The organism is Phycicoccus avicenniae, assembly GCF_050496545.1.
GTDB lineage: Bacteria > Actinomycetota > Actinomycetes > Actinomycetales > Dermatophilaceae > Phycicoccus > Phycicoccus avicenniae_A.
Genome location: NZ_JBNVZV010000041.1, coordinates 1 through 20,574, shown reverse-complemented (window position 1 = coordinate 20,574; position 20,574 = coordinate 1). Strand labels below are relative to the sequence as shown.

The 20,574-nt window shown below is 74.5% G+C and carries 20 protein-coding genes; 9 read left to right on the top strand and 11 right to left on the bottom strand.

Translation table 11 applies throughout. The features are described 5' to 3' along the window. Positions 1-4: 4 nt before the first annotated feature. The 5 genes from ACQZ2A_RS20800 to ACQZ2A_RS20780 form a co-directional block, all read right to left on the bottom strand. A complete protein-coding gene (locus tag ACQZ2A_RS20800) occupies positions 5-667 on the bottom strand; it encodes a DUF2510 domain-containing protein (RefSeq protein ID WP_430214767.1) in 663 nt (220 codons plus the stop codon). A gap of 54 nt (positions 668-721) precedes the next feature. Next, on the bottom strand, positions 722-1,225 hold the full coding sequence (locus ACQZ2A_RS20795) for an OsmC family protein (RefSeq protein ID WP_430214765.1): 504 nt from the start codon (positions 1,223-1,225) through the stop codon (positions 722-724). A gap of 126 nt (positions 1,226-1,351) precedes the next feature. Further along, complete coding sequence (locus tag ACQZ2A_RS20790; protein WP_430214763.1) at positions 1,352-1,738, bottom strand: DUF779 domain-containing protein; 387 nt, start codon at positions 1,736-1,738, stop codon at positions 1,352-1,354. A gap of 4 nt (positions 1,739-1,742) precedes the next feature. Continuing rightward, entirely contained in the window at positions 1,743-3,266 is a 1,524-nt protein-coding gene (adh, locus tag ACQZ2A_RS20785; protein WP_430214761.1) for an aldehyde dehydrogenase, read from the bottom strand. Between the two features lie 173 nt (positions 3,267-3,439). Next, on the bottom strand, positions 3,440-4,681 hold the full coding sequence (locus tag ACQZ2A_RS20780; RefSeq protein WP_430214760.1) for a GAF domain-containing protein: 1,242 nt from the start codon (positions 4,679-4,681) through the stop codon (positions 3,440-3,442). A gap of 88 nt (positions 4,682-4,769) precedes the next feature. On the opposite strand from ACQZ2A_RS20780, the gene ACQZ2A_RS20775 reads away from it, so the two are divergent. Beyond that, positions 4,770-5,060 (top strand): GNAT family N-acetyltransferase, encoded by a 291-nt coding sequence (locus ACQZ2A_RS20775; protein ID WP_430214758.1) that lies wholly within the window; start codon positions 4,770-4,772, stop codon positions 5,058-5,060. A gap of 76 nt (positions 5,061-5,136) precedes the next feature. Here ACQZ2A_RS20775 and ACQZ2A_RS20770 read toward each other — a convergent pair whose 3' ends face one another. The 3 genes from ACQZ2A_RS20770 to ACQZ2A_RS20760 all read right to left on the bottom strand — a co-directional run bounded on the left by ACQZ2A_RS20770 (position 5,137) and on the right by ACQZ2A_RS20760 (position 7,225). Then, positions 5,137-5,433: a hypothetical protein gene (locus ACQZ2A_RS20770; protein ID WP_430214756.1), complete on the bottom strand. Its 297-nt coding sequence runs from the start codon at positions 5,431-5,433 to the stop codon at positions 5,137-5,139. 119 nt (positions 5,434-5,552) lie between these two features. Beyond that, entirely contained in the window at positions 5,553-6,227 is a 675-nt protein-coding gene (locus ACQZ2A_RS20765; protein ID WP_430214754.1) for a response regulator, read from the bottom strand. Beyond that, positions 6,224-7,225 (bottom strand): sensor histidine kinase, encoded by a 1,002-nt coding sequence (locus ACQZ2A_RS20760; RefSeq protein WP_430214753.1) that lies wholly within the window; start codon positions 7,223-7,225, stop codon positions 6,224-6,226. Before ACQZ2A_RS20760 ends, ACQZ2A_RS20765 begins: the two co-directional genes overlap by 4 nt. 130 nt (positions 7,226-7,355) lie before the next feature. Here ACQZ2A_RS20760 and ACQZ2A_RS20755 point away from each other — a divergent pair, with 130 nt between their 5' ends. From ACQZ2A_RS20755 to ACQZ2A_RS20745, 3 genes are read left to right on the top strand one after another with little or no spacing between them, the layout of a single operon-like run. Then, on the top strand, positions 7,356-8,495 hold the full coding sequence (locus ACQZ2A_RS20755; protein WP_430214751.1) for a sigma-E factor regulatory protein RseB domain-containing protein: 1,140 nt from the start codon (positions 7,356-7,358) through the stop codon (positions 8,493-8,495). Then, positions 8,492-9,448: an ABC transporter ATP-binding protein gene (locus ACQZ2A_RS20750; RefSeq protein ID WP_430214749.1), complete on the top strand. Its 957-nt coding sequence runs from the start codon at positions 8,492-8,494 to the stop codon at positions 9,446-9,448. The genes ACQZ2A_RS20755 and ACQZ2A_RS20750 overlap by 4 nt, the downstream gene beginning before the upstream one ends. After that, positions 9,445-10,257, top strand: a complete 813-nt coding sequence (locus tag ACQZ2A_RS20745) for an ABC transporter permease (protein WP_430214748.1) — start codon at positions 9,445-9,447, stop codon at positions 10,255-10,257. Before ACQZ2A_RS20750 ends, ACQZ2A_RS20745 begins: the two co-directional genes overlap by 4 nt. A 2-nt stretch (positions 10,258-10,259) precedes the next feature. On the opposite strand, the gene ACQZ2A_RS20740 is transcribed toward ACQZ2A_RS20745, so the two are convergent. From ACQZ2A_RS20740 to ACQZ2A_RS20730, 3 genes are read right to left on the bottom strand one after another with little or no spacing between them, the layout of a single operon-like run. Beyond that, positions 10,260-11,060, bottom strand: a complete 801-nt coding sequence (locus ACQZ2A_RS20740; RefSeq protein WP_430214747.1) for a lipase family alpha/beta hydrolase — start codon at positions 11,058-11,060, stop codon at positions 10,260-10,262. Between the two features lie 58 nt (positions 11,061-11,118). After that, positions 11,119-12,471, bottom strand: coding sequence for a 6-phospho-beta-glucosidase (locus ACQZ2A_RS20735; protein ID WP_430214745.1), 1,353 nt, complete (start codon positions 12,469-12,471; stop codon positions 11,119-11,121). Continuing rightward, on the bottom strand, positions 12,468-13,229 hold the full coding sequence (locus tag ACQZ2A_RS20730) for a DeoR/GlpR family DNA-binding transcription regulator (protein ID WP_430214744.1): 762 nt from the start codon (positions 13,227-13,229) through the stop codon (positions 12,468-12,470). Before ACQZ2A_RS20730 ends, ACQZ2A_RS20735 begins: the two co-directional genes overlap by 4 nt. A 165-nt stretch (positions 13,230-13,394) precedes the next feature. Between ACQZ2A_RS20730 and ACQZ2A_RS20725 the strand changes: the two genes are divergently transcribed. The 5 genes from ACQZ2A_RS20725 to ACQZ2A_RS20705 are packed head-to-tail and all read left to right on the top strand — an operon-like array spanning position 13,395 to position 20,470. After that, positions 13,395-14,516, top strand: coding sequence for a carbohydrate kinase family protein (locus tag ACQZ2A_RS20725; protein WP_430214769.1), 1,122 nt, complete (start codon positions 13,395-13,397; stop codon positions 14,514-14,516). Beyond that, positions 14,513-15,871: an extracellular solute-binding protein gene (locus ACQZ2A_RS20720; RefSeq protein WP_430214742.1), complete on the top strand. Its 1,359-nt coding sequence runs from the start codon at positions 14,513-14,515 to the stop codon at positions 15,869-15,871. The genes ACQZ2A_RS20725 and ACQZ2A_RS20720 overlap by 4 nt, the downstream gene beginning before the upstream one ends. Next, the gene (locus ACQZ2A_RS20715) at positions 15,868-16,809 is read left to right on the top strand and encodes a carbohydrate ABC transporter permease (RefSeq protein WP_430214741.1); all 942 of its coding nucleotides are present in this window, start codon (positions 15,868-15,870) and stop codon (positions 16,807-16,809) included. Before ACQZ2A_RS20720 ends, ACQZ2A_RS20715 begins: the two co-directional genes overlap by 4 nt. Continuing rightward, positions 16,809-17,636: a carbohydrate ABC transporter permease gene (locus tag ACQZ2A_RS20710; protein WP_430214739.1), complete on the top strand. Its 828-nt coding sequence runs from the start codon at positions 16,809-16,811 to the stop codon at positions 17,634-17,636. Before ACQZ2A_RS20715 ends, ACQZ2A_RS20710 begins: the two co-directional genes overlap by 1 nt. Positions 17,637-17,674: 38 nt before the next feature. Beyond that, entirely contained in the window at positions 17,675-20,470 is a 2,796-nt protein-coding gene (locus ACQZ2A_RS20705) for a sugar-binding protein (protein WP_430214737.1), read from the top strand. The last annotated feature ends 104 nt before the right edge of the window (positions 20,471-20,574 follow it).

Here is a 20,574-nt window from a genome sequence, read left to right as displayed (position 1 = left end):
CCGCTCAGAAGGTGGGGGTGATCGTCACCTCGGCGTCGTCGGCGACGTCACCGAAGACGGGGATGCAGTTGACCGTGCCGGTCTGCGCCCCGTCGGTCGGCGTCGCGGTGCAGACCGTCTCCTCGCCGCCGGCGAAGGCCATCGAGAACACGCTGCCGGTGGCGTTGGACGCCGAGAAGGTCGCCGTCATGCCCTCGATCGTCTTGCCGATCCCCGCCTGGTCCTCCAGGCGCCAGCCGCCGGCCACCGTCACGTTCGGCAGCTCGAAGCCGTCGCCGACCGACACGGTGACCGGGTCGCCACCGGCACTCGGCAGGTCGGTCGGGAAGTTCGTGGGGACGGCCGAGCGGACCTCGTCGACGGCCTTGCTCGCGGTGCGCGCGAACAGGATCCCCCCGACGATGACTCCCACGACGAGGAGCACGACGATGACGACCGCCGCGATCAGGCAGCCCTTGGCGCCGCCGCTCATCCCCTGCTTCTGGGGCGGGGGGAACCCGGCGCCCGGCGTGCCGTAGCCGGTGCCGGCCTGGGCGTTCGGGTCGCCGTACGGCGCGGGAGCGACCGGGGTGGCCACCGGGTCGCGGAAGTGCTCGGTCCACTGCTGGCCGTCCCACCACCGCTCACGGCCGTCCGGCTGCGGGTGCCATCCGGGGGGTGCACTCATCGCGTCTGCTCTCCTCGCATCGCCGCGGCGTCGGTCGCCGCGCTCGGGTACAGGCTAGGGCCGCACCACGACCACGCGCGGCGCCTCCCGGAGAGACTGCCCCACCACGCAGTAGCGCTCGGTCGAGGTGGCCAGCCGCTGGAGCGCGGCGTCGTCGGCCTCGGTGTCGACGGTGAAGGTCAGGGTGACCGGGCCGATGCCCACCGGCGCCTCGCGGTCGATGCCGAGGGTGCCGCGGGCGTCGAAGCTGCTCTCCGCGACGCCGGTCACCGACCGCAGCCGCAGGTCCATCGCGGTGGCGACGCTGCGAAGCGTCACGCCGGCACAGGCCAGCAGCGCCTCGAGCAGCATGTCCCCGCTGCACGCGTCCGACCCGTCGCCGCCGGTGGCCTCGTGCAGGCCGGCGCGCACCGGTCCGGCGAACCCGTCGACGGTGAAGGTCACGCCCTCGTCGCGGAGGTCACCCCGGGCGTGCAGCGGTGTGACGGCGGTGGCGGGGTCGGCGGCGTAGCGCTCCCGGAGCGGGGCCTGCATCTGACGGAGGGCGGCGCGGTCCATCCCCCCACCCAAGCACGGGTCGGCGCGTACCGCCCCGCCCACCCGGTCAGTCCCCGGGGCCGGTCCGGGCGCGTCCCTGCTGCACCCGGACCGACCGGTCGGTGGGTCCCGGGCGCCTGCCCTCCCTCAGGCGTCGAGGACGGCGAGCTCCTCCTCGGTGAGTACCCGTGAGCGGATGACGAAGCGCACCCCCTCCGGCGCCTCGAGCGAGAACCCGGCGCCGCGGCCCGGCACGACGTCGATGGTGAGGTGCGTGTAGCGCCAGTACTCGAACTGCGGGCGCGAGATCCACACGGGGACAGGGCGGTCCAGCTCGATGTCGAGCTCGCCGAGGAAGACGTCCTGGTCCCCGACGAGCAGCTCGCCGTCGGGGTAGCACATCGGGGCGGACCCGTCACAGCACCCGCCGGACTGGTGGAACATCAGCGGGCCGTGGGTGCCGGTGAGGCGACGCAGCAGCTGCGCCGCCCCACCGGTGACCCCGACCCGGCTCGCGGTGGCCGGGACTCCCATCGGCTCAGAAGAACCCGAGCGCGTTCGGGCTGTAGCTGACCAGCAGGTTCTTCGTCTGCTGGTAGTGCTCGAGCATCATCTTGTGGGTCTCGCGCCCGATGCCCGACTGCTTGTAGCCGCCGAAGGCCGCGTGCGCCGGGTACGCGTGGTAGTTGTTCGTCCACACGCGGCCGGCCTTGATCTCGCGGCCGGCGCGGTAGGCCTGGCTCCCGTCGCGGCTCCACACGCCGGCGCCGAGGCCGTACAGGGTGTCGTTGGCGAGCTTGAGGGCGTCGGCCTCGTCGTCGAAGCGGGTGACCGAGACGACCGGGCCGAAGATCTCCTCCTGGAAGATCCGCATGCCGTTGTGGCCCTCGAAGACGGTCGGCTGCACGTAGTAGCCGCCGGACAGCTCGCCGCCGAGGTCGGCCCGGGCGCCGCCGATGAGGACCTTGGCGCCCTCCTGCTTACCGATGTCGATGTAGGACAGGATCTTCTCGAGCTGGTCGTTGCTGGCCTGCGCGCCGATCATCGTCTCGGTGTCGAGCGGGTTGCCCTGGACGATCTTCCCGACGCGGTCGACGGCGTCCTGGAGGAACTCGTCGTAGATCGAGGACTGGATGAGCGCGCGGCTGGGGCAGGTGCAGACCTCGCCCTGGTTGAGCGCGAAGAGGGCGAATCCCTCGAGAGCCTTGTCGTAGAACGAGTCCCGCTCGCGGGCGACGTCCTCGAAGAAGATGTTCGGGCTCTTGCCGCCGAGCTCGAGCGTCACCGGGATGAGGTTCTGGCTGGCGTACTGCATGATCAGCCGGCCGGTCGTGGTCTCGCCGGTGAAGGCGACCTTGGCGATGCGCGGGCTGCTCGCGAGCGGCTTGCCGGCCTCGACCCCGAAGCCGTTGACGACGTTGAGCACGCCGTCCGGCAGCAGGTCGCCGACCAGCTCGACGAGCTTGAGGATCGACCACGGGGTCTGCTCGGCGGGCTTGAGGACGACGCAGTTGCCGGCCGCGAGCGCGGGGGCGAGCTTCCACACCGCCATGAGGATCGGGAAGTTCCACGGGATGATCTGCGCGACCACGCCGAGGGGTTCGTGGATGTGGTACGCCACGGTGTCCTCGTCGATCTCACCGATCGAACCCTCCTGTGCCCGAACCGCTCCCGCGAAGTAGCGGAAGTGGTCGATGGCCAGGGGGAGGTCGGCGGCGAGGGTCTCACGGACCGGCTTGCCGTTGTCCCAGGTCTCGGCGACGGCGAGGTCCTCGAGGTGGGCCTCCATCCGGTCGGCGATCCGCAGGAGGACGTTCGAGCGCTCGGTGGCGCTGGTGCGGCCCCACGCCTCGGCGGCGCCGTGTGCCGCGTCGAGGGCGAGCTCGACGTCCTCGGCGGAGGAGCGGGCGATCTCGGTGAACGGCTGCCCGGTGACGGGGGTGATGTTCTCGAAGTACTGGCCCTTGACCGGGGGCACCCACTGCCCGCCGATCCAGTTCTCGTACCGGCTCTTGACCTCGATGCCGCTGCCGTCGCGGCCCGGGGGGATGTACGTCGTCATTGACTCGATCTCCTTCGATCGTCGGGTGCCCTCATCGGGATGCCGCGACGGTAGGGAGTGCGACGTTGCAACGACGCTGCACCGTGCGTGCAACCCCCACCCGCGAACGTGTGTGAACGCGCCGGAGACCTCCGGCGTGTTCACACACGTTCGCCCGGAGAGGCGGGTCGCGGTCAGGCGTCGTCGGCGAGGAGGCGGGCCACCTCGGCCTCGGCCACCGGGCGCAGCGGCGAGGTCGCCGGCAGCGCCTCGACCTGCCGCTCCCACATCTCGAGGTCGCCCGCGCCCCACCGCGAGCGGGTCCACCCGACCATCAGGTCGGCCTCGCCCGAGTGCAGCACGGCCGAGCGGACCTGGGCCTCGAGGACGTCGCGCAGCTCGGCGACGAGCGGGGCCTCCGACCCCGGCAGCAGCGGCCCCTTGTAGGCCTGCAGCGCCTCGCGCACCCGCCCGGTGCCGATGAGCGCCGCCACGCTGCGCCAGTCGCTCTCGGTGTCGGCGAGCACGCGGTAGGGCCGGGAGACGAGGGCGTCGGGGCCGAGGAGGGTGCGCAGGCGGGTCATCTCGGCGCGCAGGGTCGAGGCGTTGACCCGGCCGGGGTAGACACGGGCCTCGAGCTCCTCGGCGGTCAGGCCACCAGGATGCTCCAGCAGCGCCACGACGATCTCGCTGTGCCGCCGGCTGAGGCGGTGCGTCCGGCCCGCGACCTCGACGACCGCCTCCGGGAGCCCCAGCGCCCGCACGCGCACCACACCGGTCGCGTCGGGGAGCTCGGTCGAGCCGGGGAGCGCGAGGGTCGTGCCGGTCAGGGCGAGGCGGGCCAGCTCGGACTCGGCCATCCGGGCGGCGGCGCGGATCATCGCCAGGCTCTGCGGGGAGGCGACGTCGGGCCCGCCCGTGACGTCGACGACGCCGAGCACCCGGCTGGTCGTCGGGTCGTGGATGGGCGCCGCCGCGCACGACCACGGGTGCACGAGCCGGTTGAAGTGCTCGCCGCCGTGCACCGCGACGGGGGCGTCGAGGTGCAGGGCCATCCCGGGGGCGTTGGTGCCGGCCCCCGGCTCGCTCCACACCGACCCCTCGACGAAGTTGATGCTCTCCGCGCGCCGCAGCACGCTCGGCGGCCCGCACACCCAGAGCAGGTGGCCGCTGGCGTCACCGACGGCCATCACCGAGTCGCAGTCGACGGCGGCCCGGCCGAGGACGTCGTAGAGCAGCGGGAAGACGTGCGACAGGGCGTGCGTGGCGCGGTAGTCGGCGAGGTCTGCGGTGTCGAGGACCACCGGTGCCAGGTGGGCGTCGGGGTCGACGCCGGCCGCGGTGGAGCGCAGCCAGGACTCCGCGACGACCGAGCGGACCCCGGGCGCGGGGGCATCGGCGCGCCCGGCGGGGCGGCGGGTGGTGGGGTGGGCCACCCCGCCAGTAGAGCGGACGCGACCCGGCCGCCACAACGGGCCGTCCGGACGGTGTCGGGTGCCAGCATGGGCGACGGAGGTGGTGTCGGTGGCCGACGTCGAGGTGGTCGAGGACGAGCACGCGTGGATCGCCCGGGTGGGCGAGCACGTGGCCGGCGAGCTGGTGTGGCGCGAGAGCCACGACGGCACGGCGGTGGTGCTCGTGCACACGCAGGTCGAGGAGGGCTTCGAGGGGCAGGGGGTCGGGGGTGCGCTGGTGCGCGCGGCCGTCGACCGGCTCGCCGAGCAGGGTCGCACGGTCCGGCCGGACTGCCCGTTCGCCCGGGCGTGGCTCCAGCGCCACCCCGACCACCCGGTGCAGGTACAGCAGCGCTCCTGACCCCCCGCCTCCGTGCGAGGTGCGCGGGTCCGGGTGCGGTCGCCCGCGGAGCCGCGCACCTCGCACGGGCTCGGCGTCAGCCGTGGGCCGGCGGCGAGGCGCGCAGCACCTCGAGGCGGGCGCGGTACTCCTGCTCGTCGATGTCCCCCGCGGCGAAGCGCCCGGCGAGCACCTGCTCGGCGCCGGGGCCCCGGTGCATCCCCGGCCGCCCGCCGGGCCCGCCCCACCGGCGGAACACGAGCAGGCGGAGGGCGACGAAGAAGAGCACCCAGAACAGGAAGAAGCCGAACGGGAAGAACAGGAACCACCAGTGGAAGCCGCCGCCCCCGGCGTAGGGACCGGGGTGGGTGGCGAGTGCGGTCACCGCGGTCATGGCGCGTCCTCTCGGTGTGGGGCGACCGGCTCTCGGTCACCCCACCACCGTCGTCCGGGCGCACCTGCTCCCGCGTCGGCCGGGGGGAGTGACCCCGCCTGCTCCCCACGGGGTAGCCCTCAGGCCATCCAGCCCGGGCGGACCAGGCCGCTCTCGTAGGCGAGCACGACGAGCTGGGCGCGGTCCCGGGCGCCGACCTTGGTCATCGCCCGGCTCACGTGCGTCTTCGCCGTGGCCGGCGAGAGGAAGAGCCGGGCCGCGATCTCGTCGTTGGTCAGCCCCTCGCCGACCAGGGCGACGACCTCGCGCTCGCGCTCGGTCAGTGCCTCGAGGGACCGCACCTGCTCGACCGGCGGGCGCCGGGCATCCCCCGAGGCCACGTGCTCGACCAGCCGGCGCGTGACGCTCGGGGACAGCGCCGCATCACCCGCGGCCACCTGCCGCACGGCCGCGATGAGGTCGGCCGGCTCGACGTCCTTGAGCAGGAAGCCGCTCGCGCCCACCCGCAGGGCCTCGAAGACGTACTCGTCGAGCTCGAACGTGGTGAGGACCAGCACCCGCGTCCCGGCGAGCGTGAGGTCCGCGCAGATCTCCTCGGTGGCCGACAGCCCGTCCCGCGAGGGCATCCGGATGTCCATGAGCACGACGTCGGGCCGCAGCCGGCGGACCACCTCGACGGCCGTGTCGCCGTCACCGGCCTCGCCCACGACCTCGAGGTCGGCCTCACCGTCGAGGATCATCCGGAAGCCGGCGCGCAGCAGCGGCTGGTCGTCGACGAGCACGACGGTGGTCATCGCTCCTCCTCCCGGCGGTCGACGGGGAACACGGCCCGGACGCGGTACCCGTCGCCCGCCGGCCCCGCATCGAGCGTGCCACCGAGCCGCTCGACGCGCTCGCGCATCCCCACCAGGCCGGTCCCCGACGTCTCGACGGTCTCCACGGCGCCCCCTTGGCGTCCGGGGTCACGAACCTCGACCGACATCTCGGTGTCGTTGCGGGAGAACCGGATGGATGCCCCGCGCGCGCCGCTGTGCCGGCGGACGTTGGTCATCGTCTCCTGGACGACCCGGTAGGCGGCGGCGTCGAGGGCGGCGGGCAGCGACCCGACATCGCCCAGGCCCTCGACCCGCCATCCGAAGCCCGGGTCGGCGGCGACGAGCGCGGGGACGTCGGCCAGCCCCGGGCCGGGGCGCACCGCGGCTCCCGAGCCGTCGCGCACCGCGTCGAGCACCCGGCGCACCTCCTCGAGCGCCCGGTGCGACTCGGCCTTGACCGTCCCGAGGGCCCGGCGGGCGTTCTCGGGGTCGCGGTCGAACGCGTGCAGCGCCGCGGCGGACTGCACGTTGATGAGGGTCAGGCTGTGGCCGAGCGCGTCGTGCAGGTCGCGGGCCATCGCCATCCGTTCCTCGGCGCGGGCCCGGTCGACGCGGTCGCGCCGCTCCTCGCGGACGCGCGAGAAGCGCTCCCGTCGCCGACGCACCCCCTCCACGAGGAGGGCCGCCACGGGCGCCGCGAACACCGGCCCCACGGGGTGGTCGGTGGCGACGTAGGCGAGCGCCGCGACGATCGAGACGCCGAGCGGCACGAGCGGGAAGCGGGACAGCAGGGCGATGGCCAGCGGCCCGGCCACGAGGAGCAACACTCCGAACCAGCCGACGCTCGTCCCGTCGCGGGCGGCCCGCCCGAGCGACCCACCGAGCTGGAGGAGCAGTGCGACACCGGCCAGCGGCACCGCCGGCAGCCACGTGGGCGGGCCGGCGCGCCACGGCCGGGGCTCCGCGCGCTCACGCATCCCCCGACCGTAGCCGGGGTCCCCGCGCGGTGGCATCGGCCGCGGGGAGTACGGGAGCGTGCGCCGCCGGGTGTACCGAGGTGGACCAAAGGACTGTTGCCGCGTTCAGGTTGCCGGGTGACACTGCGGCATGAGCACCGTCGTCAGCCGCGCCGCGCGCCGGCGCTGGGCGGCGGTGACGGCCGGGACCGCCCTCCTCGTCGGGTCGCTCGTCGTCACCCCCTGGGCGTGGTCGGCCGTGGGCGTGGCCCCCACCACCACCTCGCCCACGGCCCTCGTCGAGCGGGCGCTGGCCTCGGACGACGTCGCGTACTCGGCCACCGGCGAGAGCCGCGGCGCCCTCGCCCTCCCCGACCTGCGGGGGTTCGACGGTCTGGCCTCGCTGCTCGGGGGCACGACCCGGACCCGGGTCTGGTGGGCCGCCCCGACCCGGTGGCGGGTCGACGTCGTCGGGCTCTCCGGCGAGCAGGACACCTACGGCCTGGACACGTCGATCACCACCTGGGACTACGAGAGCCGACGGCTCGTCACCGTCGCGGGCGAGCCCGTGGCGCGGCTGCCCCGGGCCGACGACCTGCTCCCCCCGCAGGCGGTACGGCGCCTGCTCGCCTCCCTCGGGCCGTCGGACCGGCTGAGCCTGCTCCCCGCCCGACGGGTCGGGGGGCGCGAGGCCGACGGGTTGCGGATCGTCCCGGGCGACCGGCGCAGCACCGTCGCCCGGGCCGACGTCTGGCTGGACCGCGCCACCGGGCTGCCGCTGCGGCTCCTCCTCGTCGACGCCCGCGGCGGCGACGCCCTCGTCACCGCCCTCTCGGGGGTCACGACCGGTCGGCCCGACGACGACGTGCTCACCCCACCGGCGCCACCGAACGCCCGCCGGGAGCTCGACCGGGCCCCCGACCTCGTCTCCCGCATCGCGCAACGCTCGCCGTGGTCCCTGCCGGACGAGCTCGCGGGCCTGCCCGCCACCGACCCCGCGGTCGAGGGCACCGGCACCTACGGCGACGGCCTCGTCCGCGTCGCCGTCCTCCCGCTCCCGGACCGGCTGAGCGGCGACGTCGTCGGGAGCGCCACCGCCGCCGGGTCGGTGGCCGAGGAGGTCCCCGGCGGTCGCCTCGTGCGCATCGGCTCGAGCCTGCTCAACGTCGTGCTGGCGGTCGGCGAGGACGGCGAGCACGCCTACGTCCTCGCCGGGCTCGTCGAGCCCGCCCTGCTCGACGCGGTCGCCGCCGACCTCTTCGCGACGCCACCGGCGCGGAGCCTGCGATGAGCGCCGACGCCGAGCGGGCCGTCATCGCGACCCGCGGCCTGACCAAGCGCTTCGGGCGGGTCACGGCGGTGGACGGCCTCGACCTGCTCGTGCGCCCCGGCGACCGGTACGGCTTCCTCGGCCCGAACGGCTCCGGCAAGACGACGACGGTCCGGATGCTGCTCGGCCTGGTCCACGCGACGAGCGGTGACATCGAGGTGCTCGGCCGTCCGGTGCCGCGCGCCGCCCACGAGGTGCTGCCCCGGGTAGGGGCTCTCGTCGAGGGTCCCGGTGCCTACCCGCACCTCTCGGCCCGAGCCAACCTGCGCCTGCTCGACGCCGCCGGGCCGGCCCGCGCGGGCGGCGGCCCGTCCGCGGAGCCCCTGGCGGCCGGCAGCGGCTCACGGCGCACGCGGCGCCGACGCATCGAGGAGGCACTGGAGCAGGTCGGGCTCGCCGACGTCGGTCGCCGGCCCGTCCGCGCCTACTCGCTGGGGATGAAGCAGCGCCTCGGGCTGGCCGCGGCGCTGCTGCGCGGGCCGCGCCTCCTCGTGCTCGACGAGCCCACGAACGGCCTGGACCCCCGCGGCATCGCCGAGGTCCGCGACCTGCTGCTCGGCCTCAACGCGGCCGGGACGACGGTGTTCCTCTCCAGCCACCTTCTCGCCGAGGTCGAGCTGTTCTGCACCCGGGTCGGTGTGCTCGACCGCGGCCGGCTCGTCGCCCAGGACGACCTCGACTCGTTGCGCGGACCCACCGGGCGCACCCTGGTCCGGGTCGACGACGTCGCGGCCGCCGAGCGCGCCCTCGACCTCGTCCCGGGTCGGGCGGCGAGCCCCACCGGCGAGCTGGTGCTCGACGGCACGAGCGTCGCGGACGCCATCGACCGGCTGGTGCGGGCCGGGGTCCGGGTGCTCGAGGCGGCCCCCGAGCGGCGGACCCTGGAGCAGTCGGTGCTGGGGCTGACCACGTGATCCGCGTCGAGCTGCGCAAGCTCGTCGGCCGGCCGCGCACGTGGATCAGCATCGGGCTGCTCTGCCTGCTCCCCGTCGTCGTGGCCGTCCTCCTGTCGGTCACCGAGATCGCGCCGCGCCCCGGCCAGGGCCCGACGCTGCTCTCGGCCGTGCTCGGCAACGGGGCGCTCTTCCCGGCGGCGGCGCTCGGCATCGTCCTGCCGTTCTTCCTGCCGATCGCGGTCGCGGTGCAGGCCGGCGAGTCCGTGGCCGGCGAGGCCGCCGCCGGGACGTTGCGCTACCTCCTCGTCCGGCCGGTCGGGCGCACGCGGCTGCTCGTCGCCAAGCTCGTCTCGGTCGTCGCCTTCACCCTGCTGGCCGTCGTCGCGGTCGCGGTCGTGGGCTACGTCGCGGGCGTCACGCTGCTCGGCACGTCGGGCACCCTGACGACCACGACGCTCGCCGGGACCGCCCTCACCCCGGCCGACCTCGCCTGGCGCACCGGCGTGATGGTCCTCTACATCGGCTGGTCGATGGTGGGCCTCGCGGCGGTCTCGATGCTGCTGTCGACGATGACCGACTCCCCCATCGCGGCGGCCCTCGGGGGGCTCGCGGTCCTCGTGAGCAGCACCGTGCTCGTGACCCTCGACGCGGCCGGGGCGGTCCGCGACTACCTCCCGACCCGCTACTGGCTGGCCTGGGTCGACCTGTTCCGCGACCCCGTGCCGTGGGGGGACATCACCTCCGGGGTCCTCGTGCAGACCGGCTACGTCGTGGTCCTGCTCGGCGCGGCTTGGGCCAACTTCACGACCCGCGACGTCACGACCTGAGGTCAGCCGCCGGTGCCGCCCCCGAGGGCGCGCGCCCCCGCGGACCGCAGGGCGGCGCACTCCGAGGCAGCGGGGCGCTCCTCCAGCGGGCGCTCCCCCAGCGCCTGGAGGACGACGCCCACGACCAGGGCGTCCCGGGGCAGCTGCCCGTGGGCGACCCGGGCGTCGGCGCACACCGCCTGGACCTCGACGTCGACGGCGCCGGCGAGCTGCGCGGACTCCGGCGGGGTCACCGTCTCGTCCTGCCCGGTCCAGATGCTGGTCCACGCAGGACCCGAGGGGGCCTCGGCCAGCCCCTCGAGCAGGTCGCTCCCCGGCGCGAGCTGCCGGCACGCCTCCGGGCAGGCCCCCGTGGCGGCACCCAGCCCGGCGATGTCGGTGCCGTGGTGCGGCGAGCCGAGGGTGACGATGCGCCGGGCCGTCTCGGCGCCCCCGAGCTCGTCGACCCACAGCCTCGCGACGACCCCGCCGGCGGAGTACCCGACGACGTCGACGGACGGCGCGCCCGCGGCGACGGCGTCGTCGGCCGCGCGGGCGAGCCGGTCGGCCTGGGCCCGCAGGTCGCCGGTGCCGTCGCCGACCGCGGGCACGACGACCGCGTCGCGGCCGCCGGAGCGCAGGGCGGCGGCCAGCGGCTCGAGCGAGCGCACGTCACCGCCGTAGCCGGGGACGAGCAGGACCGGACCCCCGACGTCCTGCGCCACCCCGCCGGCCGGGAGCAGCGGACGGACGACCACCACGCCGACGGCCAGCAGGAGGGCGAGGACCAGCGCGCCGAGGGCCAGCCGGCGCCTCGGGCTCATCGGTGCTCCCGAGGTCCCACCGCCCGATCGTGTCACCCCGGGCCGGGGGTGCCGGGCGTCAGTGCCGGCGGGTGAAGACGGCGTCGACGGCCGGGATGCGGGCGCGGTACCCGGCCAGCAGCTCCCGGGCCACCGTCACCGAGTCGACGAGCGGGTGCAGGGCGAAGGCCTCGACCGCCCGCCGCTCCGACCCGGTCACCGACGCCTCGATGACGAGCCGCTCCACGGCCTTGACCTGCTGCACGAGCCCGAGCGGGTGCCCGACGAGCGGCGACACCTCGTGCGGCTGCGGGCCGCCCGCGTCGACGGTGCACGGCACCTCGACCACGGCGTCGTCCGGCAGCCCGGGCACGGTCCCCCCGTTGCGCACGTTCAGGATGAGCTCGGCCGGCTTGCCGCGGGAGATGGCGGCCATGATGGCCAGCGCCACGCCCTCGTACCCGCCGCCCTGGACGTCGGCCTCGTCGCGCTCCTCGTCGGCGTCGCGGGCCTCCTTCATGTACGTGGCGTTGCGCTCCATCCGCACGCGGTCCCATTCGGCGAGAGCCCCTGTGCCGGAGTCGTTCCCGTTCAGGCCGGCGTAGAACGTACGCTGCTGGTCGAGCAGGTACTCGCCGCGGGTCTGCCCCGACCCGGTGATGGAGCGGACGGCGTCGCGGGTGAAGTAGTAGTAGTACAGGTACTCGTTGGGGATGGTGCCGAGCGTGCGCAGCCAGTCGAGGCCGAAGAGCTGCCCCTCCTCCATCGAGCTGAGCAGCGCGTCGTCGGCGAGCAGGTCGGGGAGCACGTCGCGGCCGCCGTGCCGTACCCCGCGCAGCCAACCGAGGTGGTTGAGCCCGACGTAGTCGACGACCGTCTCCGCTGGGTCGATGCCCAACGTCGCGGCGGCCCTGCGCCCCAACCCGATCGGGCTGTCGCAGATGCCGACGACCCGGTCGCCGAGCACCGACTGCATGGCCTCGGTGATCATGCCGGCGGGGTTCGTGAAGTTGATGACCCAGGCGTCCGGCGCCACCTCGGCCACCCGCCGCGCCACGTGCAGCGCCACCGGGACGGTCCGCAGGCCGTAGGACAGCCCGCCCGGCCCGGTGGTCTCCTGCCCGAGCAGGCCCAGGTCGAGGGCCACCCGCTCGTCGGCGGTGCGCCCCTCGAGCCCGCCGACGCGGATGGCCGAGAAGACGAAGTCCGCGCCCTCGAGCGCGGTGTCGAGATCGGTGCTCGCGTGGACGACGGGGGCGTCCTCGTGGCCGGCGGCCATCTCGCGCAGCACCCGTGCGATGGCGGCGAGCCGGCCCTCGTCGACGTCGTGCAGCCACACCTCGTCGACCCGCCGCTCGTGGTGGTCCTGCAGCAGCGCGCCGTACACGAGGGGCGTACGGAACCCGCCGCCGCCGAGCATCGCGAGCCTCACGCGAGGACCACCTCGGTGCCGGCCGCCCGGCAGGCGGTGAGCGTGGCGGGGTCGGCCCCCTCGTTGGTCAGCAGCACGTCGACGGCCCCGGCCTCGCACACCCGCAGCGAGCCCGTGCCCGGCATCTTGTGCGCGTCGACGAGGAGGACGGAGGAGTCGGCGGCCCGGAGCAGCGCCCGCTTGACCGGCACCTCGACGGCGGTGGTGTCGAGAACCGTTCCATCCGAACGGACCCCGCTCGCGCCGAGGAACACCAGCGCACCGTGCACCTGGCGCAGGGCGTCCTCGGTGAGCGAGCCGACGAGCGAGTGGTACGTCCTGCGCACCACCCCACCGAGGAGGATCAGCTCGACGGCGTCGTCGCCGCGCAGGACGTCGAGGACGGCAAGGCTCGCGGTGACGACCGTGACGTCGCGGCCTCGCAGCTCGCGGGCGAGGAGCATCGTCGTGGTGCCGATGTCGAGGACGACGCAGTCGCCGTCGCGCACCATTTCGGCGGCGCGCCGGGCGACGGCCGACTTCTCGGCGGCGTCGGTAGCGGCGACCTCGGCGAACCCCCGCACCGCGTCGGCATCCGCGACGTGACCGCTGACCGCACCGCCGTGCACGCGCCGCAGCGCCCCGCCCCGCTCGAGCTCGATGAGGTCGCGGCGCACGGTGGCGACGGAGACCCCGCACAGCTCGGCGAGCTCCTCGGTGGAGGCGGTGCCCCGCGCACGGAGCCGTCCGACGATGGATCGCTGCCGCGCTGCCCGCATGCGCCCACCATAGCGATCAGAAATCTGCATCCAGCGGCAGCGGGTGAACTTTTCCGTGCACCTAGCGAGCCTTCCGACCCCTCCGCGGGTGCATGCTGTCCACCACCCGCAGACGACCAAGGAGACCACGCCGTGCCGTCCCCGGCCTTCGACCCGCTCGCCGCGATGCGCCGTGAGGGCGACCCCGAGTGCGACGTCTTCGTCTGGGGCACCGTCTTCCTCGACATCATCATGACCGGCCTCGAGGCGCTGCCCGACGGCGGCCAGGAGGTCTGGGCGACGGGCATGGGCTCGTGCCCCGGCGGCATCGCCAACCTCGCCGTCGCGGCCCGCCGGCTGGGCCTGCGCACCTCGCTCGCCGCCGCGTTGGGCGACGACGCCTACGGCGACTTCTGCTGGGAGACCCTCGCCGACGAGGAGCGGGTCGACCTCAGCCGCTCACGCCGCTTCGAGGGCTGGCACTCGCCCGTCACCGTCTCGATGGCCGTCGCCCGCGACCGCGGGATGGTCAGCCACGGCCACCCGCCGCCGCTCGACGCGACGACCCTCATCGGCGACCCGCCCCGCGCTCGCGCCGTGATGGCCGAGCTCGGCCCGGAGCGTCCCCTGACCGGCAACGGCGAGCCGACGTGGGTCGAGAAGGCTCGTGCCGCAGGGGCGCTCGTCTTCGCGGATGTCGGGTGGGACCCCACCGGCCGCTGGCCGCAGGAGGTGCTCGACCAGCTGAGCGTCTGCGACGCCTTCCTGCCCAACGCCGTCGAGGCGATGGCCTACACGCGCACGCGCACGGCCAACGAGGCGCTGTACGTGCTCGCCGACCTCGTCCCGCTCGCCGTCGTCACGAACGGCGAGGAGGGCGCGCTGGCCATCGACTCGCGCACCGGCGAGGAGGCCGTCGTCCCGGCGCTGCGTGTTGACGCCCTCGACCCCACGGGCGCCGGCGACGTCTTCGGCGCCGCCGTCGTCGTCGGCACCGTGGCCGGCTGGCCTCTCTCGCAACGCATCGGCTTCGCAGCGCTGTGCTCCGCGCTCGCGGTGCAGCACTTCGGGGGCTCGCTCGCCGCGCCGGGCTGGGGCGACATCGCGGACTGGTGGCACCACCTGCGCGACGGCGACAGCACCGACAGCTACCACCGGTCGCTACGGCGCCGGTACTCCTTCCTCGACGACCTCGTCCCCGACGTCCCCATCGGGGCCGAGCGCCGCGCCACCGCCACCATCGCCCGCCACGTCGACGTCGAGGGCTACCGCCCCGCCGCCACCACCACCCGAGGAGAGCCCGCATGAGGAGACCCACGACCACCCTGATCGCCGCCGGGATGCTCGGCGCGCTCGCCCTGACGGCGTGCACGCCGGGCTCGAACAGCACCAGCGGGTCGACCGCGTCGCAGACCGGCCAGGTCAACACCGACCCTGCCTCGATGGGGAACGTCACGCTCACCGTCTGGGACCAGGAGGTCCGCGGCGGCCAGGCCGCCCAGATCGAGGAGCTCAACAAGGAGTTCCAGGCCAAGTACCCGAACATCACCCTCAAGCGGGTCACCCGGTCCTTCGACGACCTCAAGACCACCCTCGGGCTCGCGCTCTCCGGCAACACCCCGCCGGACGTCTTCCAGGCCAACAACGGCCGCCCCGACATGGGCAAGTTCGTCCAGGCCGGCCAGCTGCTGCCTCTCGACCGGTACGCCGAGGCCTACAAGTGGACCGACCGCTACCCCGAGTCGGTCCGCAAGTACTCGAGCTACTCCGAGGACGGCAAGACCTTCGGCACCGGGAACCTCTACGGCCTGCCGCAGGTCGGCGAGGTCGTGGGCGTCTACGCGAACAAGGCCGTGCTCGCCAAGGCCGGCGTCACCGAGGTCCCCACCGACTGGGCCGGCTTCGAGTCCTCCCTGCAGAAGGTCAAGGACGCCGGGCAGCAGCCGCTCGTCCTCGGCAACCTCGACAAGTGGCCGGCCATCCACGTCTTCGGCACCGTGCAGGCGCAGACCACCCCTGCGGACCAGATCCGCCAGCTCGGGTTCGGGCAGAAGGGCGGCAGCTGGACCACGCCGGAGAACACGAAGGCCGCGCAGACCATCGCCGACTGGGTCTCCAAGGGGTACTTCGGCAAGGACGTCAACGGCCTCGGGTACGACCCGGCCTGGCAGGCGTTCTCCAAGGGCACCGGCGCCTACCTCATCGCCGGCACCTGGCTGCAGGCCGACCTCGGCAAGGCGATGGGTGACGACGTCACCTTCGCCCTGCCGCCGAAGGCGCAGCAGGCACCCGTCGCCACCGGCGGCACCGGCATCCCGTGGGCGGTCTCGAGCAAGGCGAAGAACCCGGACGCCGCCGCGGCCTACATCGACTTCATCACGAGCAAGAACGCGATGGGGGTGCTCGCCAAGACCGAGAACCTGCCGGTCGCCGACACCGCCGAGCAGAAGGCCCCGAGCGCCATCGGGCAGGACGTCTTCACCGCGTTCGGCACGGCGGTGGAGGACGACTCGCTCGTCCCGTACCTCGACTACGCGACCCCGACGATGGCCGACACCCTCGGCGCAGCGCTCCAGGACCTGCTCGCCGCGAAGTCCACGCCCGAGCAGTTCCTCGACACCGTCCAGAAGGACTACGGCGACTTCGTCGCCCAGAACGGATGACGGACACCGCGACCGCGGAGCAGACCCGCGCGAGCACCCCGGTGCGGGCCCGACGCCGACGTGGCGGCGGGCCCCCCGGGGCGCCGCGCGCGGTCGGGTGGCTGTACGTGCTGCCCGCCCTCCTCGTCTACGCCGCGTTCCTGCTCTACCCGCTGCTGCGGGCCGCCCAGATCTCGCTCTACGACTGGAACGGCAACACCCTCGCGACGTTCGTCGGCCTCGACAACTACACGGAGGTCGTCTCCGACCCCGCGCTGCGCGCCTCGTTCGGGCACGCGCTCGTCCTCATCGCGTTCTACGCGCTGCTGCCGCTCGTCGTCGGGCTCGTCCTCGCCGCGATCCTGTCCCGGGCCCAGGTACGCGGCCTCGGCTTCTTCCGCACCGTCGTCTTCCTCCCGCAGGTCGTGGCGATGGTCGTCATCGCCGTCGCGTGGCGCCGGATGTACGCCCCGGACGGCAGCGTCAACGACCTCCTCTCCGCCCTCGGCCTGGGGTCGCTGGCCCGCGGCTGGCTCGGCGACTACACCGCGGCGCTGCCCGCGGTCGGGCTCATCGGCACGTGGTTCGAGATCGGGCTGGTCACCGTCCTCCTGCTCGCCGGCACCGGCAAGATCCCCGGCGAGCTGTACGAGGCCGCGCGGCTCGACGGCGCCGGACCGGTCCGCGAGTTCTTCGCCATCACGCTCCCGGCACTGCGTGGCGAGATCGCGGTCGCCCTGACGCTCACCGTCATCGCGGCGCTGCGCACCTTCGACCTCGTCTACGTGACGACCCGCGGCGGCCCCGGCACGAGCACCTCGGTGCCGTCGTACGAGGTCTACAACCGCGCCTTCCAGCAGGGCCGGGTGGGGTCGGCGGCCGCCATCGCCGTCGTGCTGACGGTGGTGATCTTCGCGATCTCGTTCGGCATCACCCGGATCGCGGAGCGGGAGCGCTGATGCGCGTCTCCCGCGGCGAGCGTGCCGCCAACTACGTCATCCTCGCGGCGTTCGCGCTCTTCGCCGTCTGGCCGGTGCTCACCGTGCTCGTCGCCGCCCTCGGGCCGGACGACGCCGCCGGCGGCACGGTGGGCGGCGGGGTGCTCGGGCTGCACCCCGAGAACTTCGTGACCGCCTGGAACGAGGGGCGGTTCGGCAGCTACCTGCGCACCAGCCTGCTCGTCTCGGGCACCGTCGTCGTCGTCAGCGTCGTGTTCTCGCTGCTCAGCGGGTACGCCCTCGGCACGATGCGCTTCCGCGGCTCGACCGTGCTCTTCTACCTCTTCCTCGTCGGCATCATGATGCCCAGCGAGGCCGTGCTCGTGCCGCTCTACTACGACCTGCGCGCCCTCGGGCTCACCGACACCATCTGGGCCCTGCTGCTGCCGCAGATCGCGCAGTCGGTGGCCTTCGGGACCTTCTGGATGCGGGCGTGGTTCCGGTCGGCGAGCCCCGCCATCGTCGAGGCCGCGCGGCTCGACGGCGCCTCGACGTGGCGCATCCTCTGGCAGGTGCTCGTGCCGCTCGCCCGCCCGGCGGTCGTCACGCTCACCGTGCTCACCTTCATGTGGACGTGGAACGAGTTCCTCGTCCCCCTCGTCATGGTCGTCTCCGAGTCGCTGCGCACCGCGCCGCTCGGGCTGGCGTTCTTCCAGGGGCAGTACACGCAGGGCTTCACCCTGCTCGCGGCCGGTGCGTGCATCGTCGCGACGCCGGTGGTCGTGCTCTACCTGTTCCTGCAACGCCACTTCATCGCCGGGATGCTCGAAGGAGCAGTCCGGGAGTAGGGGCAGGGGATCCGAACCGACAGGGAACGAGGTCGACGATGACCACGCACGTCAGCAGACCACGCACGTCCGCACGGAGGGTGGGGACGCTCGCCACGGTGGTCGCGCTCGCGCTCACCGGGGCAGGAGCCGCCGCGGCGACACCGTCCGGCGACCACGGCGGGGGGCACGGCAGCGCCCGGCCCCCGGCCGCCACCACGTCGGCGGGCACGCCCGTCGACCTCGGGGCGCTGTTCATCGGCGCCCACCCCGACGACGAGGCCGGCTCGCTGTCGGCGTTCGGCGAGTGGGGCCACGAGAACGGCCTCCGCACAGGGGTCGTCACGGTCACCCGCGGGGAGGGCGGCGGCAACGCGGTCGGCCCCGAGGAGGGCCCGGCGCTCGGGCTGCTCCGCGAGAAGGAGGAGCGGGCCGCCGTCGCGAAGGCCGGCATCACCGAGGTGTTCAACCTCGACGAGGTCGACTTCTACTACACCGTCAGCGACGCCCTGACCCAGCAGGTGTGGGACCACGACCAGGTGCTCGGGAAGGTCGTGCGGGTCATCCGCGAGACCCGGCCCGAGGTCCTCTTCACGATGGACCCCGCTCCCTCGCCGGGCAACCACGGCAACCACCAGGACGCCGCCCGGCTGGCCACCGAGGCCTTCGAGGCGGCGGCCGACCCGGCGCGCTTCCCCGAGCAGATCCGCCGCGAGGGCCTGAAGCCCTGGGCCCCGGCCAAGCTGCTGAACCGCGGCACGGCCACCGCACCCACCGGCGAGCAGTGCATGTCGCAGCTGGCGCCCAAGGACCCGACCCAGACCGTGTACGGCGTGTGGTCCGGGGCGAAGGCTCCCGACGGCCGCAGCTGGGCCGCCGTCGAGCGGGACGCCCAGCGGCAGTACGCCTCGCAGGGCTGGGCGGGCTTCCCGGACGTGCCGACCGACCCCGCGCAGCTCGGCTGCGACGTCTTCCGCCAGATCGACTCACGGGTGCCCTTCGCCGAGCCCGGGACCGATGCGGCGCACCGCTCCTCGGCCGCGCTGGCCGGAGCCACCGTCCACCAGCGGGGCGCCGTCCCGCTCGGGACCGGGCTGCGCGTCACCACCGACCGCTTCGAGGTCCTGGCCGGGGGCGCGTTCACCGCGAAGGTCTCGGTCACCGCACCGCGCCGGGCGCTGCCCGGCACGTCGGTGGCGCTCGACCTGCCCGACGGCTGGAGCGCCCGCGGCGACGGACGCATCGGCACGGTCCGTCCCGGCCACACCGTCACCCGCAGCTTCCGGGTCACTCCGGCGGCGGACGCGAGCGCCGGCGAGCGCCAGCGCATCGCCGCCCGGCTGTCGACGCGGGTCGGGTCCGGGTACTCCGACCGGGTCGTCCAGGTGGTCCCGACCGTCTCGGCCCGCCCGCAGCTGCTGCCGCAGGTGACCGAGTTCGAGCGCTGGGCGCCGTCCGTGGCGCACCAGCCGCAGCTGAGCGGCACGGTCACGCCCGTCCTGTCGCTGCCGTCCGGTGGCAGCCGCGAGGTACGGGTCGACCTGCGCAACAACGGCTCCGCCACCGATGCCGGCACGGTCTCGCTCGACCTGCCGGCCGGGTTAACGGCCACGCCGGCGTCGGCCCCCTACGGTCCGTTGGCCGCCGGGGCCACGGGGAGCGTCACCTTCACGGTGACCAACACCGACACCTCGCTCAAGACGTCGAACCAGGGCGGGACCCCGGGCGCGGCTGCCGGCGACTACGCCTACGCCATCCGGACGACGACCCGGGCGGGGACGGCGACGACGTCGGCCGCGCTCGAGCTCGTGCCGTCCACGACCATCGAGCAGGCTTCTACCGCACCGGTGGTCGACGGCGTCGAGTCACCCGGTGAGTACCCGGGTGAGGCGCTCGACCTGTCCCGGCTCTGGGAGGGCACCGCGTGCTCGTCGGCGGCCGACTGCTCGGCGACCGGCAAGGTGGCCTGGCACGACGACACCCTCAACGTCCTCGTGCACGTGACCGACGACGTCCTCGGCACGAAGCTCGCCGCCGCGGACTGCAAGCGGCACTGGCGCACCGACTCGGTGGAGATCGCCGTCGACCCCCGCGGTGACAGCGAGAACACGTCGACGACGTTCAAGGCCGCCGTGCTGCCGGTGACCGCGGAGGGGCCGGCCTGCGGCCTGCGCGACGCGGACAACCACCAGGGACCGGCCGCCGAGACGGCGCCCGGCATGAAGGTCGCCTCCACGGTGAACGCGCCGTACGACGGCTACACCGTCGAGGTGTCCATCCCGATGTCCGAGCTCCCGGGCGCGGTCGACCCCGAGCACCTCGGGCTCGACGTCTTCGTCTACGACTCGGACACCCAGGACAAGACCGGCCAGACCCGCATCGGCTGGTCGACCTGGGGTGGCGTGCAGGGCGACCCGTACCGCTGGGGCGTCGCGACGCTGCCGGGCTACACGCCGCCGGCGGACCGACCGGCCGAGGCGCCGGAGCCGGTCATCCCGCTGACGGCACTGTCCTCGCTCGACAGCCCGCCGAGCCTGGCGCAGGCGGTGCGCGTCGACGTGCCGCTGGCCGGTGACCCGGCGAGCAGCCCGGCCCGGGCCGGATGGGTCGAGCGCCTCACGACGTCGAAGGACACCGCGTGGGTACGCCTGCGCGCCAACGGCCCCGGGACGGCGCACGTCTACGTCGTCGACGGCCGGGGGACCATCGGGTCCCGCACCGTCACGATCGGCGGCGCCGGGCACCGCAGCATCGCGGTCGACCTCGACCGTCGGGGCGGGAGCAACACCCGCGCCTACGTCGGGTGGCTCGACTCGGCCGGCGGCACGCTCGCCTCGGTGGCGCGCCCCCGCTGAGCCCCCGACCCACCGGAGTGGGGGGGGGGGGGGGGGGGGGGGGGGGGGCCCGGCCCCCCCCCCCCCCCCCCCCCCCCCCCCCCCCCCCCCCCCCCCCCCCCCCC

Excerpts from the sequence above, each read along its gene's own strand:
- ACQZ2A_RS20800 (WP_430214767.1), bottom strand. The coding sequence starts at position 667 with ATGAGTGCACCCCCCGGATGGCACCCGCAGCCGGACGGCCGTGAGCGG.
- ACQZ2A_RS20795 (WP_430214765.1), bottom strand. The coding sequence starts at position 1,225 with ATGGACCGCGCCGCCCTCCGTCAGATGCAGGCCCCGCTCCGGGAGCGC.
- ACQZ2A_RS20790 (WP_430214763.1), bottom strand. The coding sequence starts at position 1,738 with ATGGGAGTCCCGGCCACCGCGAGCCGGGTCGGGGTCACCGGTGGGGCG.
- adh (WP_430214761.1), bottom strand. The coding sequence starts at position 3,266 with ATGACGACGTACATCCCCCCGGGCCGCGACGGCAGCGGCATCGAGGTC.
- ACQZ2A_RS20770 (WP_430214756.1), bottom strand. The coding sequence starts at position 5,433 with ATGACCGCGGTGACCGCACTCGCCACCCACCCCGGTCCCTACGCCGGG.
- ACQZ2A_RS20765 (WP_430214754.1), bottom strand. The coding sequence starts at position 6,227 with ATGACCACCGTCGTGCTCGTCGACGACCAGCCGCTGCTGCGCGCCGGC.
- ACQZ2A_RS20760 (WP_430214753.1), bottom strand. The coding sequence starts at position 7,225 with ATGCGTGAGCGCGCGGAGCCCCGGCCGTGGCGCGCCGGCCCGCCCACG.
- ACQZ2A_RS20755 (WP_430214751.1), top strand. The coding sequence starts at position 7,356 with ATGAGCACCGTCGTCAGCCGCGCCGCGCGCCGGCGCTGGGCGGCGGTG.
- ACQZ2A_RS20750 (WP_430214749.1), top strand. The coding sequence starts at position 8,492 with ATGAGCGCCGACGCCGAGCGGGCCGTCATCGCGACCCGCGGCCTGACC.
- ACQZ2A_RS20740 (WP_430214747.1), bottom strand. The coding sequence starts at position 11,060 with ATGAGCCCGAGGCGCCGGCTGGCCCTCGGCGCGCTGGTCCTCGCCCTC.
- ACQZ2A_RS20730 (WP_430214744.1), bottom strand. The coding sequence starts at position 13,229 with ATGCGGGCAGCGCGGCAGCGATCCATCGTCGGACGGCTCCGTGCGCGG.
- ACQZ2A_RS20725 (WP_430214769.1), top strand. The coding sequence starts at position 13,395 with ATGCGCCGTGAGGGCGACCCCGAGTGCGACGTCTTCGTCTGGGGCACC.
- ACQZ2A_RS20720 (WP_430214742.1), top strand. The coding sequence starts at position 14,513 with ATGAGGAGACCCACGACCACCCTGATCGCCGCCGGGATGCTCGGCGCG.
- ACQZ2A_RS20715 (WP_430214741.1), top strand. The coding sequence starts at position 15,868 with ATGACGGACACCGCGACCGCGGAGCAGACCCGCGCGAGCACCCCGGTG.
- ACQZ2A_RS20710 (WP_430214739.1), top strand. The coding sequence starts at position 16,809 with ATGCGCGTCTCCCGCGGCGAGCGTGCCGCCAACTACGTCATCCTCGCG.
- ACQZ2A_RS20705 (WP_430214737.1), top strand. The coding sequence starts at position 17,675 with ATGACCACGCACGTCAGCAGACCACGCACGTCCGCACGGAGGGTGGGG.